Source organism: Burkholderia sp. AW49-1 (genome assembly GCF_053427845.1).
Map to the genome: position 1 here is coordinate 281,745 of NZ_JBSAXF010000003.1, position 13,854 is coordinate 295,598.

Genomic DNA, 13,854 nt, shown 5'->3' on the forward strand with positions numbered 1-13,854 from the left:
GCGATGCAGGCACGCATCGCCCATCGGGAGGATCCGGCGCGCGGAGCGATCCGCGCGCCATTTCGTTGGCGCGCCCGAATCCGCCCTCACGCATGCGATGGCGTACTGCCGGGCCGATAGCCGACCGTCTGCGCCAGGATCGGCAGCTCGTCCTCGTTCAGCCGCAACGCGTCGGCGAGCGTGCGGTGATTGATCCAGCCGCGCACGACCGTTCCGAGGCCGGCCGCCGCGCAGTACAGCGAGACGTTCTGCGCGATGGCGCCGGCCGCGATCGCCGAGAACACGTCGCGCTGCGGCGGCGGCATGTCGAGTATCGCGGCCGTCCGGACGACGTAGACGAGATCCAGCGGCGCGCGGCCGACGAAGTCCTGATAGCCCGTGAGGTTGCGCGCATCGACCGCGTGCTTCAGCACGAGCCGATGCGCGGGCGCATCGTAGCGATAGACGCCGTAAGGCAGCGCGACGTAGATGTCGATTTCATTGAATGCGTGCGCGGACGGCGCCGTACGACCGCCGCTCGCCGGGCGGTTGATGCCGTCCGCCGCCCACAGCATCGTGCCGAGTGTCATCGGCGGGAGCGGTGTGGCGGCGAATTCGCGTGAGCTCATTCGGGTCGCGAGCGCCGCCATCAGCGGCACGTCGTTGTCGAGCATCGGGCGGGGCAGGTCGACGATCGCCGGCGACTCGCCCTCGGGCGATGCCGGCTGCGTCACGGGCGTCGGCGAATAGGCCAACAGCTGCTGTTCGGTCATGCGAGTCTCCTTGAAGCGTGATTGCGCGTGCCTGGAACGTCGCGCATCGGCGATTTCACGATAAGGCGGCCGGGACGTAGCGGCTTGACTTCCGTCAAGCGGCGCGCCGACCGGCCACGACGTGCGGCGTGCGGCATCCGTTGACCTGCATCAGCGCTCGGGCGCCGCGCGTGTGCAAATCTGGCAACGTGCGGCGGACAGGCACGCCGCGGCTCACAGGAGAGCAGACGATGAAAACCGACAAGCAGTTGAAGCAGGATGTCCAGGACGAACTGGAGTCCGACCCGTCGATCGATTCGACGCGCATCGGCGTCGAGGTGACCGACCGGATCGTGACGCTTTCGGGGCACCCGCCGAGCTACGCGGAAAAACTGGCGATCGAGCGCGCGGCGAACCGCGTGGCCGGTGTCAAGGCGCTCGTCGTCGACATGACCGTGCATCTGCCGGACGACGACGTGCGCACCGACGAGGACATCGCGAAAGCGGTGCGCTCGGTGCTGCACTGGACGGTCGGGTTGCATGACGACGCGGTCAAGGTGCAGGTCGAACGCGGCTGGATCACGTTGTCCGGCAAGGTCGACTGGGCGTACCAGAGCCACCTGGCCGTGCGCGCGATCTCGCAGATGCGCAGCGTGACCGGCGTGACCGACCACATCGCGGTACAGGGGACGGTCGGCGCGGACGACATCGGCGGCAACATCAAGCGCGCGATCATGCGTCACGCGGAGCGCGAGGCGAAGCACATCGCGATCGACGTGCACGACGGCACCGTGCGGCTGTCCGGCAAGGTCGGCTCGTTTTCCGAGCGCAAGGCCGTGCGCGGCGCAGCGTGGTCGGCGCGCGGCGTGCGTGCCGTCGTCGATGACCTGGTGGTCGAGTAAGTCCGGCTGGCGGATGTGTGATGCACGGCGAGTCGGGAGGGCGGTCGGATGACACTGTCGGGTGAACTTCACGAAGCGGACTGGTCGGTCGCGATCGAGACGGTCGCGGCCGAATCCGGCGGCTTCCGCTGCCGGATCCACGTCATGCTCAACGCGCCGGACGGCATTTGCGAGCGGATGTTCGAGCATGGCAGGACGCATGCAACCGAGCGCGAAGCCGCGATCGATGCGCTGCGCGCCGGGATGACGTGGATCGAGATGAAGAAGTCGAATACCTTCACGGTCTGAACCGGCGGGCGGGGCAGGTCGACGAAGGGCGGTCCCCTACGCCACGCGCGGTGCGGCGATAGCCGCATCGACGCGTGCCGCGGTCGTCTACCGCGTCTTGTGCGAGACGCGCCGGCGCTGCGCGCGCTTTCTCTTGCAGGCACGCGCATGTCGCTCCGGCCGCCGAACATGCCGGGCAACCGCATCGGTCACGGTCGGAAAGAAGCTGGCCGCGCCGAACACGTCGAACAAACCGTAGGCGCGCAGGCGATCCTTCACCGGCCCCTTCATCTCCGCGAAATTCATCGCGATGCCGCGCTCCCCGAGTTCCTCATGCAGCGCCACGAGCCGATCCGCGGCGCTGACGTCGATGTCGGTGACGGGCTCGGCGGCGACCACGATGCGCGTGACCGGGCCCGCCGCGCGCGCGATCGCGGCGTCCAGATGCTCGCAGAAGATCTCGACGTTCGCATAGAAGAGCGGCGCATCCCAGCGAAACAGCACGAGCCCCGGCGTTTGCTCGGCGTCAGGATGCCGCCCGACGTCGTGATAGCCGCGCACGCCCTTCAGTCGGCCCAGCACCGCGTCGTACGGATGCCAGGCCCGCCAGACGAACGAAAGCAGCGACAGCGCGCTGGCGAGCAGGATGCCGGGTACGACGCCCATGCCGATCACGCCGGCGAAACACAGCATCGAAATCAGGCATTCGCCGCGGCGCATCCGGTATAGCCGCACGACGCTGCGCACGTCGGCGATGCCGAACGCCGCATAGATCACGACAGCAGCCAGTGCCGTGCGCGGGACGAACGTGAGCAGCATCGGCGCGGCAACGAGCAGTATCGCGATGCACGCGGCCGCGACGACATTCGTGACCTGGCTTTGCGCGCCCGCGGCGATCGCGACCGGCGTGCGGGACGAGCTGCTGGTGACCGCGCAGCCCTGCGTCACGCCGGCGAGCAGATTGGCCGCGCCCAGTGCGATCAGTTCCTGGTTGCGGTCCGGCGCGTCGCCCGCCCGCGCGGAAAGCGCGCGCGACAGCATGCTGATGTCGGCGAACGACACCAGCGCCACCGCGATCGCACCGGACGCGAGTGCGCCCATGTCGGCCAGCGAGACGGCCGGCAGGCGCGGGACAGGCAAGCCGGCCGGCAACGCGCCGACCGTCGCGACGCCGTGCAACGGCGACAGGCGAGCCACGAGCGTTGCCGCCAGCACGGCGATCAATATGCCGGGCCAGCGCGGCGTCACGCGTTTGATCAGGATGATGGCCGCCAGTACCGCGACGCCGAGCAGACCGGCCGCGAGGGAAAAACGACCGTCGACGAAGGCATGCACGATGCGCGTCACGCTGGAAAACACGTCGCTGCCCGACACCGGCATGCCGAACAGTTCGGGCAGCCGCCCGACCACGAGCGCGATGGCGATGCCGTTCAGGTAACCGTACTGGATCGGGCGCGACAGCAAATCGGTGACGAAGCCGAGACCGAGCGCGCCGAGCAGGATGCAGATCGCGCCGGCCGACAGCGCCAGCGCGCCGGAAAGCGCGATCGCGCGCTGCGGATCATGGGCGGCGAGCGGGGCGATGGCGCCCGCGATCAGTGCCGTCAGCGCGGAATCCGGGCCGAGAACGAGGATCCGGCTCGGGCCGAGCAGCGCATAGGCGAGCAATGCGGCGATCGACGCATAGAGGCCCGTGATGGCGGGCAGCCCGGCTGCCTGAGCGTAGCTCATGCCGACCGGCACCAGGACGGCCGAAAGCGCGATCCCCGCGTACAGGTCTCGAGAAAGCCACGCACGCCGATAGTGCGCGAGCAGCGCGACACCCGGGAGCATGCGGGTGATCCGTCCGGATAGCGGGCGGTTCATCGCGGCTTCATCGCGGAAAGGTCGGGACGTAAGGGTGACCTTGCCCCGACAGGCAGGCGTTCATCGAAATGTGGCCGCCCCCGAATAGACGCGTGATTCCACGCAGCGACGGGGGCCGTCGCACCGGCGGCGGATGCCGAGGCTCGACGCCACGGCGCCAGGCATCACGCCACCTTGAGCGTGGACAGCCGCAGCGCCTGTGCGAAGCGGGCCAGCGTGGCGATCGATCCCGTCACGCTTTCGTACCGCTCGCGCCCGATCTGCCCGTCGAGTATCACCAGCATGCCGGCGTCTCGTGCGAGCGCGACCAGTGCCACCGTGTCGAGCGCGGCTGTATCGGACATGTCGGATGTGGCGGCCCGCATCCCCGAATCGGAACGATAGTCGGCGTGTGACATGACATCTCTCCTGGTTGTTGTGCGATCGGCGTGCCGGTGGGCCGGTATCCGTGATTTCAGTATCGTTGCCGCGTGCCTGCGATTCAATCAGCAGGCCCCGAAGTCGCGGTAGGAATCGCGCCCGCATCGTCGGCGGATTCCTACACGGCGCGTGGCTCCGACGACGCCTTGCAGCGCGCCGGCGCACGTTCCCGGCGCCGCGCATACCAGCTTCCGATCGCGTGCCAGATCGCCGCGGCGGATTCGCAATACGTGAGCAGTTCCAGATCGCGGCGGTCGATCATCCCTTCGTCCGCGAGAAACGCCAGGTCGACCGCACGGCGCCAGTAAGCCTCGCCGACGAGGATGACGGGCAGCGGTGCGATCTTGCGCGTCTGCAGCAGCGTCAGCACCTCGAACAGCTCGTCGAACGTGCCGTAGCCGCCGGGGAAGAAGACGGCCGCTTTCGCGCGTTCGAGCAGATGCAGCTTGCGGATCGCGAAATAGTGGAACCGGAAGCAGAGATCCGGCGTGATGTACGGATTTGGCGCCTGTTCGCGCGGCAGTTCGATATTGAAGCCGATGCTCGGCGCGCCGCGCTCGTAGGCGCCGCGGTTGGCGGCTTCCATGATGCCGGGGCCGCCGCCGGTGACGATGGCGAGCCGCGCGGTGCGCGTGCACCGGTCGGCATGGGCGACGATGCGCCCGAGCTCGCGCGCGACGCGGTAATACACGCTGTATTCGACGAGGCGGCTGGCAATCGTGACGGCGCGCCGTCGGCTCGGGTCGTACGGACGCTCCGCGAGCAGGCGATTCGCTTCGTCCAGCCGCGCGTTGGCGACCGATGGCGCGACGATACGCGTGCTGCCGTAAATCACGACCGCATGGCCGATCCGCTCGTTCTGCAAGCGCTCCTCGGCTTTCCAGTAATCGAATTGCAGCCGGATGCCGCGCATGCCGGAACCCTGCAGAAGGGTCGCATCGTCGTCGGCCGGGGAGCGGTGCCGGCTTTTGGTGACGCGCCGCGCGCGGCGCGACATGGATGGGGTCGCGTCGTTGCGGACGATGGCATCGGGCCTCGTGCGCAGCCGTTTGCCGCGCGGCTTCGCGATCGTCGCGACGGGGGCCGGACGGCGGCGAGCGGTGCCTTTCGCCATGCCGGCGGGAGCACGTTTGACGGGGGTCGACATCAACGGAAGCGCCGCCTGACGGTCATTGGCTCAACACCCATTGCACGAGCAGATGCGCGTCGTCGCGAGACAGCGGCCCGCCGCGATCGATGGCCGACGGCATCGGCGTGTCGCCCCAATGCACACGACCGCCGCCGCGCAGCTTGCGTTCAAGCTCCGCGGCGGCATGCGGATCACCGCGATAGCGCTCGGCGATCTCGTGAAACGACGGCCCGAGGAACGTCATGTCGGGCGTATGACAGAACATGCAGTGCTGCGCGTTGACGAGTTCGGTCGGCTCGGGCACGGTCGTTTGCGCGGCGGCCGTGCCGGCTGTCAGCGCAATCGCGCAGAGGGCGGCGCAACGCATGATGCTCATGTTCGTTTCCTCGTCGGGATCAGGTGAAGGAGATTACTTCGTCGAGCGGGCGACGCGGCGAATGCGGCGTATGCGGACCGCGCCCGACGCGCAGCAGCAACTGCGGCTCGCCGCGCAGCCCGAGCATGTGGCGCAGATGGGCACGCAACCCGGCCGTTTCGACCGGCTGGTTCAGGTACGACGCGGTATAGCCCGCGCGCGTCGCGACGAGCAGGATGCGCTCCAGCGCCTGGCCGGCGGCGAGCCACGCTTCGCGGTCGTCGCGCACGGTCGCGATGCACACGATCAACGGTGATGCGCCGACGAGCTGATGATGCAGCGCGGCCAGCCCGTTGCCGAGATCGAAGGTCCGTACCGCCATCGTCGCGACGGGCGCGGCGAAGTCCAGCAACGTCGGCACGCCGGCCGCGAACGCGGGCATGCCGTCGACATGCCGGCGCGGATCGATCCAGCTCGCCAGTTCGCGCCGGAAGCGCGGATCCGAGAACTGCTGACGGTCGGCCTCGGCGACCAGCTCCGCGACGCGTGCGCGATGCGCGATCGAGTCGACGCACGCGACGTCGGCGCCTTCCGCGACGCCGGCCTCGATCAGTTCATGCTGGATCTCGTCCGGCACGGCCGTCGATTCGAACGGGGCGCGCGTCGTGACGCGATCAGGAATCGCATCGAACAGCGCGCCGAGGGAGGCATCGGAATAACCGTCGTCGCAGACCCGGACCGTCGCAAGGAGATCAGGGTCGACTTCGGAGGGAAACGTGGTGATCGTGTGGGCGAGCCCGGCGTGATCGAGCGCGACACGCAGATTGAGCAACGCCGCGCCGCAGCTGATGATCAGCTCGCGATCGAACGGATCGACCACGGGCAGCGCGCGAACGCGGTCCGCGCACACGGAAATCGTGGCACCGTTGACCAGGAAGCGCCACGGCTGGGAATTGTGGCTGGACGGAGCCAGCACCGCGTAGCCCAGCAATTCCCTCATCTGCTGGTCGGGATGGGCGCTTGCGGCAAGCGGGGGAACGGATATCATCGATCATCTCCAGGTTGCCGCGCGCGCGGGCGGCGTTTCGCCACTTCATCGTGTCAGCAACCGTCCGGCGGCCGTTGACCCACGTCAAGCGCCCGTCATCGGGCCGACCGCACGCGGTGCCGGACGACTAGCCTTGGAAGCGAAGCGCGCGAAACCGGTCGCGCAGGGAGGCGAGCATGCTTGCGATGATGTTTGACGGCACGACACCGCATTTGCGCGAAGCGCGCGTGCCGGATCCGTCGCCCGCGGCGGGCCAGCTGCTGATCGACGTACACGCGTGCGGCGTATGCCGGACCGATCTGCACGTCGTCGACGGCGAGCTCGCGCACCCGAAGCTGCCGCTGATCCCAGGGCACGAAATCGTCGGAACGGTGCGCCGACTGGGCGAAGGCGTGACGGGCTTCGCCGTGGGCGACCGGGTGGGCGTCCCCTGGCTGGGCTCGACGTGCGGGCATTGCGCGTATTGCACGTCCAGCCGCGAGAACCTGTGCGACAGCCCCGGATTCACCGGCTATACGATCGACGGCGGCTATGCCGAGTGCGCGGTCGCCGATCACCGCTATTGCGTGCATCTGCCGCAACGCTATTCCGACCTGGAAGCCGCGCCGCTCCTGTGCGCCGGCCTGATCGGCTATCGAACCTTGCGCATGGCGGGCGACGCGCGTCGCATCGGCATCTACGGTTTCGGTGCGGCGGCCCACCTCGTCGCGCAGGTCGCGCATGTCGAAGGGCGCACGGTGTTCGCGCTGACGAAGCCCGGCGACACGGCGGCGCAGCAGCTTGCGCTGTCGCTGGGCGCCGCGTGGGCCGGCGGCAGCGACGAAGCGCCGCCTGAGCCGCTCGATGCCGCGCTGATTTTCGCGCCGGTGGGCGCACTGGTGCCGGCGGCGCTGCGCGCGGTCGACAAAGGCGGGATCGTCGTGTGCGGCGGCATTCACATGAGCGACATCCCGGGCTTTCCGTACGCGTGGCTGTGGGGCGAGCGCCGCATCGCGTCGGTGGCCAACCTGACGCGTGCGGACGCGGTCGAATTCATGCGGATCGCCGCCGCGACGCCGCTACGGGTCGAGGCGGTCCGCTACGCGCTGACCGATGCGAACCGCGCACTGGACGACCTGCGCGGCGGCCGCGTATCGGGCGCGGCCGTGCTGGGCATGCGCGGTTGATCGGCTCGACGGTTTCGCGGCGCGCTCAGATCTGCCGCAGGCCGTCCGAATCGACGATCCGGATCTGCTTGCCTTGCGCCGCGACGAGCCCCTTGTGCTGGAACTTCGACAGCATGCGGCTGACCGTTTCGAGCTTCATCCCGAGATATTCGCCGATCTCGTCGCGCGTCATCCGCAGCACGAATTCCGCGGCCGAGTAGCCGCGCGCCTTGAAGCGCGCGGAAAGATTCAGCAGGAACGCGGCCACGCGCTGCTCGGCGCTCATCGTGCCGAGCAGCAGCATCTGCGAGGATTCGCGCACGATCTCGCCGCCCATCATCTGATACACGTGATGCTGCATCGGCCGCACTTCGCGGCACATCTGCTCGAGCTGGCCGAACGGGATGATGCAGACCGTGCTGTCCTCGAGCGCGATCGCGTCGCCGTTGTGTTGCCCGGTGTGCACGCCATCGAGGCCGAGCGATTCGCCGACGATCTGGAAGCCGGTGATCTGCTCGTCGCCGTCGCGATGCATCACGATGGTCTTGAACGATCCGGTTCTCACTGCATAGATGCTGCTGAATGCGTCGCCCGCGCGAAACAGCGTTTCGCCGCGCCGGATGTGTCGCGTCGTGCAGATCATCGCGTCGACGCGCGCGAAATCCTCGGGCGAAAGATCGGGCGGCATGCAGACAGTACGCAATGCGCACGTCGAACAGCGGGACGCGGCGCGCTTGGGCTGATCCGTCGATTCGACCGGATGCAGCGGGATGAACGGGCGTAACGGCATGGTCGTCGAGACTTCGGCACTGCTGTGCATGATCGGCTCCAGTTCGGGGGCAGCGGCGGCCGCCATCGGGCGGGGTCGCGCTGACCGTTGTACCGGCGGCCTTGGTGTCTGCCGCCTTCCTGTCGGGGAAGCCCCACCGGACGCGCCGGGAGACCGATACACCGGTCTCGTCGATGATGCTGCCTTGGCTCCGGGAGGCACGTTTATTCGTTTTTCTTGATGTGCAGTATGGATGTTGCGCAACGTCAAGAAAATCAGCCGGAATTGAAGTTGGAGTAGGTGAGAGGGAAGTCTTGTAGGGGGTTTCCTACAGAGGCGCGGCACCTTGTCGCGAGCGTCGCCGGCGTGCGCCGGCGGCCGATGGCGGGCGCCGCGTCGCCGCGCCCGAGGCCGACGTCACAGCTCGTCCGGGTCCTCGAACAGCTTGTGGCGCATCGCGTAGCGCACGAGCGCCGTGTCGTTCGGCATCTGCATCTTCTCGAGGATCCGCGTCTTGTACGTGCTGACGGTCTTGACGCTCACGCAGAGCGCCTGCGCGATTTCGGAAATCGACTCGCCGGTGGTGACGCGCCGGAAGACGTCGAACTCGCGGTCGGACAGGCGCTGATGCGGAAGAAGATCGGTCGGCTCGTTCAGGCTCTGCGCGAACTGCTCGGCCATGGTCAGGCTGACGTAGACGCCGCCGGCCGCGATCTTGGTCAATGCGGCGACCAGTTCGGCGCTGGCGCTTTCCTTGGTCATGTAGCCCGAAGCGCCCGCGCGGAATGCGCGTACCGCGTACTGTTGCTCGGCATGCATCGTCAGCACGAGGATATGCAATCCCGGCTTCTCGTCCTTGATCTGCTTGATGAGTTCGACCCCGTTTCGGCCGGGCATCGACAAGTCGAGCACCAGCACGTCGGCGTTCGCGTCGCGCGTGAGCGCGATCGTCGACGTACTGTCCTGCGCTTCGCCGACGACCTCGAAACCGTTCGCGCTCTGCAGGATGTGTCGAAGACCGTCTCTGACGAGTGCGTGGTCGTCGGCGATGAGTACCCTGATCATGACAACACATCTCCTTGCTGGATGGCGTGAAGCGGCAGCGCCACGGTGATCGAGAATCCCGCGCCCGGCCGGTTGTCGATCGTCACCGTCCCGTCGAGCATGTGCGCGCGCTCGCGGATGCCGATCAGGCCGAACGACGGGCGGTCCTGCACATCGCCGGTGTGCTCCGGCGCGCCGTGACCGTTGTCCGCGATGCGCAGCATGCAATATCCGTCTTCCACTTTCAATGCCAGCTTTACGTTCGTCGCGTCCGAGTGTCGCGCGACGTTGGTCAGCGTTTCCTGCACGATGCGGAACAGCGTGGTCGCGCCGGTGCCGGTGAACGCGGTGTCGACCGGCGCGATGTCCCGGTCGACCGTGATCCGGTAGCGGCGCGTGAAATCGTTTGCAAGCCATTCGATCGCCGGCACGAGGCCCAGGTCGTCGAGCATCACCGGCCGCAGATCGGCCGCGATGCGCCGGACGGACGCGACGATCGAATCGATCAGGCGATGCATGCCGCCCAACTGCTCGCGCACGCCGGTGTTGGGCGCGACGAAGCCCGCGAGCCCCAGCTCGACGGCCGAGAGATCCATCTTGAGCGCGGTGAGTTGCTGGCCGAGATCGTCGTGCAACTCGCGGGCGATGCGCGTCTTCTCTTCCTCGCGCACGTTCTGCAGGTTGGCGGACAGGTCGCGCAGTTCCTCGCGCGACTGCTTGAGGGCATTTTCCGCGCGCATCCGCTCGGTCACGTCGCGCAGCATGACCGTGTACAGCTTGCCGGTGCCGTCGCGAATCTGCGAGATCGACGCCTCGATCGGAAACTCCGTGCCGTCCGCGCGCAAACCGAACAGCACGCGTTGCCGCCCCATCTGGCGCTCCGACACGCCCGTCACGCCGAACTGCTCGACGTGTCGCGCATGCGCGGCGCGGAAGCGCTCGGGGATGAAGCGGGACAGCGGCGCACCGACCGCCTCCATCGCGGAGACGCCGAACACCTGTTCGGCGGCCGGATTGAAGATGACGATCGTCTGATGTTCGTCGACGGTGATGATGGCCTCCATCGATGACCGGATGATGCCCATCATCCGCGCCTCGGTGGGTTGGCTGTCGCCGGCGGGGGGATCGGCGAGCCCACGTTTCGCGACGACCTGCCGCACGAGCGCGGCCAGCGTCAGCGAGAGCGCGGTGCCGGCCAGCAGGACGGCCGTCATGACGCCGGACGTGTCGGCGCGCGGCGCGCTGTAGCGCAGCGAGAGCGGCGTGCCGCCGAACGTCAGCGAATCGGTTCGCTGGAGCATGTCGCCGGCCGCGGTCGAGTCGCCGGCGCGCAAGCCGCCTGAATACACCGGCGCGGCCGGATTGTCGGCCGTGATTTCCAGGTGCAACCGATCGAGAACGGACGCATCGACGAGGCGATCCGGATTCAGCGCGGCATAAACGTACCCGGTGGCCGTAGCGTGCCGCGCCCCGGGCGAAGCAATGTCTTCAGCGTTCGCATAAATCGGCAGGTACAGCGTCAGCTCCGTCCGCGCAATTGCCGCATCGGTGCTGTCCTGGAACGCGTTCGCGGCGAGCGTGACCTTGCCGGTTTCCGCCGCGCGCTGAAGTGCCTGCCGGGTCGATTGATCGTCCTCCGCCGCGCTCGGCTCGATTCTCCCGAGACTGCGGACCGGCGACTGCAATCCGTCCAGATTGAGACTGGCCAGATAGCGGCGCCACGCCGCCCCGGATTGCGGCGCGGGCAGCGTCGACGCGAAGCCGTGCGCGCCGCGCAATACGGCAGCCGCGCCGAGGAGCGTGCGCCGAAGGTCGGCCGTCGCGAGCGTCGCGGTTTGCTCGAACCTCGCCTGCGCGGCGTGCTGTGCCCCGTTCTGCAGTACCCGGGATGCCGCAAACGTTGCAGTCAGGCCAAGCGCCAGCGTCAGCAGCGCGGCCACGGCTGCATATCGCGCGGGCCGGATCCGGTGTGATCCCGGCCCGGCCCTGAAGATGGGCGAATTCGTTGTCATTGCCGTTCATCCTGACGGACTTCGTCGGTGGCTGGCTGGCGGCGGGCCGGACGCGAGGCACGAACAGCGGGGCGGGCCGCAACTGCAATGTCGCACTGAATTGTGCGCGGTTTACCGACGTTCGCCAATCGGGACCGTTGCGTACGGCGGCGCCGCGCGCGCTTGACCCGTGTCAACGGAAAGGCGCCCGCCGGGATCAGACTGGTTTCATGAACCGATCGAGCCGGGACGACGGCAAGGAGGCGCCATGTACCAAAGGATCTTTGCGGCACTCGACGACAGCCGCAGTGCGCGGCTCGCACTCGACGAGGCGATTTCGCTCGCCCGCGATTCGGGCAGCCTGGTCATCGCCATGTGCGTGGTATCGGATGCGCCCCGGCTGGCCGACGTCGACAGCGGCTATATCGACCAGCGAGACCCGGCAGGCCTGGACGCGGACAAGGCCGCAATCGCGGTTTCGGACGCGGAAACCGCGTTCCAGCTGTCCGGTGTACGCGGCATCGCGCAGACGATCGACGCGTGCGGAGAGGACATCTCGGACGTGCTGGCGCGAGCCGCCGCCGAATGCGATGCGGATCTGATCGTGATGGGCACGCATGGCCGGCGCGGCGTGCGCCGTGCGTTGCTCGGCAGCGTCGCCGAATCGCTGGTGCGCATCGCGAACCGGCCGGTGCTGGTCGTACGGGAAGGGCCGGGCGCGTGTGCCGACATGTTGTGACGGTCGAGACAGGAAACGGGGGCAGCCGCTTGCGGCTGCCCCCGTTTTCGCTCGCTCAGTGAGACAGCAGGACCGGCACCGTCATCGTCTCGAGGATCGTGCGGGTGGCACCGCCGAGTACGCGTTCGTGCATGCGCGCGTGGCTGTACAGGCCCATCACCAGCAGATCCGCGTGCAGGTCGGTCACCCGGTTCAGCAGCGTTGCGCCCACGCTCACCGACCGTTCGCGCGGCGTGGTCGAGAACGACGCGCGAATGCCGTGCCGTTCGAGATACGCGGCGACGTCGACGCCCGCCGGCGTCTTGTCCGGATCGGGTTGCCCGCGGCCGACCGTCTCGACGTTGACGAAGCGCGCGCGGGCGAGCAGCGGCAGTGCGTCGGCCATTGCGCGGGCGGCTTCGCGACCGCCGTCCCAGCCGATCAGCACGTTCTCGCCGAGCGTTCGCACGTCGCCCGCGTAGGGCACGACGAGCGCCGGGCGTCCGCTGCCCATCACGACGTCCTCGACGAAATGGCGTGCGACGTAGGTCAGGCGGTCGTCGGGATTCTCCTGGCCGAGCACCAGCAGATCCGCGTGGCGCGCATGCAGGACGGCGGCCTCGGTGGCGTTGCCGGTCGGCGCCTGCCATTCGACGCTGCGTCCGGCGCGTTCGGCGGCGATCAGGAATTTTTCTTCCGCTTCCTTGCGCCGCTGGTCGCACAGGCGTTCGTAGACGGCCAGCTTCAGCGGTTCGTCGGGCCGACGCAACGGCTCGAAGAGGTCCTGGCAAACCACGTAGAGGCCGATCAGATGGGCGTTCCAGCGTCCCGCGAGTTCGAGCGCGAGGTCGACGCGCGTCGCACAGCGCTCGCTGTCGTCGAGATGGACGAGCAGGGTCTTGTAGCTCATGACGGCTCCTTTTCGGTTGATGTCGCGGTGGTCTCGGCGGGCGCCTTCGCGGCGCAGCTCGCCGGAATCATCAGGACCGGGCACGTGGCCAGACGCAGCACGCGCTCGGCCACGCTGCCGAGAAAGAGGCGCTGGAAGCCGCGCCGGCCGTGCGTGCCCATCACGATCAGGTCGGCCTTGATCTCGCCGGCGAGACCGACGATGCGTTGGGGGACGTCTTCGCGCGACGGTGCGACATTGGAGATCTGCGGCGTGCCAGCCACGCCCCGCGCCTTCATGCGTTTCGCCGCGTCCTCCGTGACGCGCAGCCCTTCCTCGCGGAATGCATCGATCAGGATCGACGGGTCGTATCCGTACGTGTCGTAGGCCGGCACCAGGAAATCGACGACATAGACGGGGGTCAGCCGTGCACCCGTCTCCGACGCGAGATTCAGCGCGGCGTCGAGTGCGCGGGACGACGTATCGCTGCCGTCGAGCGCAACCAGAATGTTCGAGTACATGACGATTCCCTTGAACGGATGTTGATGCAATCATCATCGGCGCGCGCACGCCGATCGCG

Annotated in this window: 15 protein-coding genes; 4 read left to right on the forward strand and 11 right to left on the reverse strand. The window is 68.0% G+C overall.

From position 1 onward, the window contains the following. Positions 1-86: 86 nt before the first annotated feature. The gene (locus tag ACV22W_RS07965; protein WP_448018673.1) at positions 87-752 is read right to left on the reverse strand and encodes a nitroreductase family protein; all 666 of its coding nucleotides are present in this window, start codon (positions 750-752) and stop codon (positions 87-89) included. Positions 753-982: 230 nt separating this feature from the next. On the opposite strand from ACV22W_RS07965, the gene ACV22W_RS07970 reads away from it, so the two are divergent. Together ACV22W_RS07970 and ACV22W_RS07975 are read left to right on the forward strand one after the other, a co-directional pair. Further along, positions 983-1,633 carry a BON domain-containing protein gene (locus ACV22W_RS07970; protein ID WP_059452433.1) on the forward strand — a complete coding sequence of 217 codons (651 nt, stop codon included), beginning with the start codon at positions 983-985 and terminating at the stop codon, positions 1,631-1,633. A 48-nt stretch (positions 1,634-1,681) separates the two neighbouring features. Then, complete coding sequence (locus tag ACV22W_RS07975) at positions 1,682-1,921, forward strand: hypothetical protein (protein WP_448018674.1); 240 nt, start codon at positions 1,682-1,684, stop codon at positions 1,919-1,921. Positions 1,922-2,008: 87 nt separating this feature from the next. On the opposite strand, the gene ACV22W_RS07980 is transcribed toward ACV22W_RS07975, so the two are convergent. The 5 genes from ACV22W_RS07980 to ACV22W_RS08000 form a co-directional block, all read right to left on the reverse strand. Beyond that, a complete protein-coding gene (locus tag ACV22W_RS07980) occupies positions 2,009-3,766 on the reverse strand; it encodes a SulP family inorganic anion transporter (protein WP_448018675.1) in 1,758 nt (585 codons plus the stop codon). Positions 3,767-3,930: 164 nt separating this feature from the next. Beyond that, the gene (locus tag ACV22W_RS07985; RefSeq protein WP_448018741.1) at positions 3,931-4,131 is read right to left on the reverse strand and encodes a hypothetical protein; all 201 of its coding nucleotides are present in this window, start codon (positions 4,129-4,131) and stop codon (positions 3,931-3,933) included. Positions 4,132-4,304: 173 nt separating this feature from the next. After that, positions 4,305-5,300, reverse strand: a complete 996-nt coding sequence (locus ACV22W_RS07990) for an LOG family protein (RefSeq protein WP_448018676.1) — start codon at positions 5,298-5,300, stop codon at positions 4,305-4,307. A gap of 55 nt (positions 5,301-5,355) precedes the next feature. Continuing rightward, positions 5,356-5,691 carry a c-type cytochrome gene (locus ACV22W_RS07995; protein WP_448018677.1) on the reverse strand — a complete coding sequence of 112 codons (336 nt, stop codon included), beginning with the start codon at positions 5,689-5,691 and terminating at the stop codon, positions 5,356-5,358. A 19-nt stretch (positions 5,692-5,710) separates the two neighbouring features. Then, complete coding sequence (locus ACV22W_RS08000; protein WP_448018678.1) at positions 5,711-6,718, reverse strand: Acg family FMN-binding oxidoreductase; 1,008 nt, start codon at positions 6,716-6,718, stop codon at positions 5,711-5,713. Positions 6,719-6,894: 176 nt separating this feature from the next. Here ACV22W_RS08000 and ACV22W_RS08005 point away from each other — a divergent pair, with 176 nt between their 5' ends. After that, a complete protein-coding gene (locus ACV22W_RS08005) occupies positions 6,895-7,884 on the forward strand; it encodes a zinc-dependent alcohol dehydrogenase family protein (RefSeq protein ID WP_448018679.1) in 990 nt (329 codons plus the stop codon). Positions 7,885-7,909: 25 nt separating this feature from the next. On the opposite strand, the gene fnr is transcribed toward ACV22W_RS08005, so the two are convergent. The 3 genes from fnr to ACV22W_RS08020 all read right to left on the reverse strand — a co-directional run bounded on the left by fnr (position 7,910) and on the right by ACV22W_RS08020 (position 11,688). Beyond that, on the reverse strand, positions 7,910-8,683 hold the full coding sequence (fnr, locus tag ACV22W_RS08010; RefSeq protein WP_322039987.1) for a fumarate/nitrate reduction transcriptional regulator Fnr: 774 nt from the start codon (positions 8,681-8,683) through the stop codon (positions 7,910-7,912). 366 nt (positions 8,684-9,049) lie between these two features. Next, a complete protein-coding gene (locus ACV22W_RS08015; protein WP_448018680.1) occupies positions 9,050-9,697 on the reverse strand; it encodes a response regulator in 648 nt (215 codons plus the stop codon). Next, positions 9,694-11,688 carry a sensor histidine kinase gene (locus ACV22W_RS08020; protein ID WP_448018681.1) on the reverse strand — a complete coding sequence of 665 codons (1,995 nt, stop codon included), beginning with the start codon at positions 11,686-11,688 and terminating at the stop codon, positions 9,694-9,696. The genes ACV22W_RS08015 and ACV22W_RS08020 overlap by 4 nt, the downstream gene beginning before the upstream one ends. A gap of 247 nt (positions 11,689-11,935) precedes the next feature. On the opposite strand from ACV22W_RS08020, the gene ACV22W_RS08025 reads away from it, so the two are divergent. After that, complete coding sequence (locus tag ACV22W_RS08025) at positions 11,936-12,406, forward strand: universal stress protein (protein WP_448018682.1); 471 nt, start codon at positions 11,936-11,938, stop codon at positions 12,404-12,406. A 55-nt stretch (positions 12,407-12,461) separates the two neighbouring features. Here the strand turns inward: ACV22W_RS08025 and ACV22W_RS08030 are convergent, their stop codons facing one another. Together ACV22W_RS08030 and ACV22W_RS08035 are read right to left on the reverse strand one after the other, a co-directional pair. After that, complete coding sequence (locus ACV22W_RS08030) at positions 12,462-13,295, reverse strand: universal stress protein (RefSeq protein WP_448018683.1); 834 nt, start codon at positions 13,293-13,295, stop codon at positions 12,462-12,464. After that, positions 13,292-13,795, reverse strand: coding sequence for a universal stress protein (locus ACV22W_RS08035; protein WP_448018684.1), 504 nt, complete (start codon positions 13,793-13,795; stop codon positions 13,292-13,294). Before ACV22W_RS08035 ends, ACV22W_RS08030 begins: the two co-directional genes overlap by 4 nt. Positions 13,796-13,854: the final 59 nt, after the last annotated feature.

Coding starts and splice junctions, on each gene's coding strand:
- ACV22W_RS07965 (WP_448018673.1), bottom strand. CDS start 752: ATGACCGAACAGCAGCTGTTGGCCTATTCGCCGACGCCCGTGACGCAG.
- ACV22W_RS07970 (WP_059452433.1), top strand. CDS start 983: ATGAAAACCGACAAGCAGTTGAAGCAGGATGTCCAGGACGAACTGGAG.
- ACV22W_RS07975 (WP_448018674.1), top strand. CDS start 1,682: ATGACACTGTCGGGTGAACTTCACGAAGCGGACTGGTCGGTCGCGATC.
- ACV22W_RS07980 (WP_448018675.1), bottom strand. CDS start 3,766: ATGAACCGCCCGCTATCCGGACGGATCACCCGCATGCTCCCGGGTGTC.
- ACV22W_RS07985 (WP_448018741.1), bottom strand. CDS start 4,131: ATGCGGGCCGCCACATCCGACATGTCCGATACAGCCGCGCTCGACACG.
- ACV22W_RS07990 (WP_448018676.1), bottom strand. CDS start 5,300: ATGGCGAAAGGCACCGCTCGCCGCCGTCCGGCCCCCGTCGCGACGATC.
- ACV22W_RS07995 (WP_448018677.1), bottom strand. CDS start 5,691: ATGAGCATCATGCGTTGCGCCGCCCTCTGCGCGATTGCGCTGACAGCC.
- ACV22W_RS08000 (WP_448018678.1), bottom strand. CDS start 6,718: ATGATATCCGTTCCCCCGCTTGCCGCAAGCGCCCATCCCGACCAGCAG.
- ACV22W_RS08005 (WP_448018679.1), top strand. CDS start 6,895: ATGCTTGCGATGATGTTTGACGGCACGACACCGCATTTGCGCGAAGCG.
- fnr (WP_322039987.1), bottom strand. CDS start 8,683: ATGCACAGCAGTGCCGAAGTCTCGACGACCATGCCGTTACGCCCGTTC.
- ACV22W_RS08015 (WP_448018680.1), bottom strand. CDS start 9,697: ATGATCAGGGTACTCATCGCCGACGACCACGCACTCGTCAGAGACGGT.
- ACV22W_RS08020 (WP_448018681.1), bottom strand. CDS start 11,688: ATGACAACGAATTCGCCCATCTTCAGGGCCGGGCCGGGATCACACCGG.
- ACV22W_RS08025 (WP_448018682.1), top strand. CDS start 11,936: ATGTACCAAAGGATCTTTGCGGCACTCGACGACAGCCGCAGTGCGCGG.
- ACV22W_RS08030 (WP_448018683.1), bottom strand. CDS start 13,295: ATGAGCTACAAGACCCTGCTCGTCCATCTCGACGACAGCGAGCGCTGT.
- ACV22W_RS08035 (WP_448018684.1), bottom strand. CDS start 13,795: ATGTACTCGAACATTCTGGTTGCGCTCGACGGCAGCGATACGTCGTCC.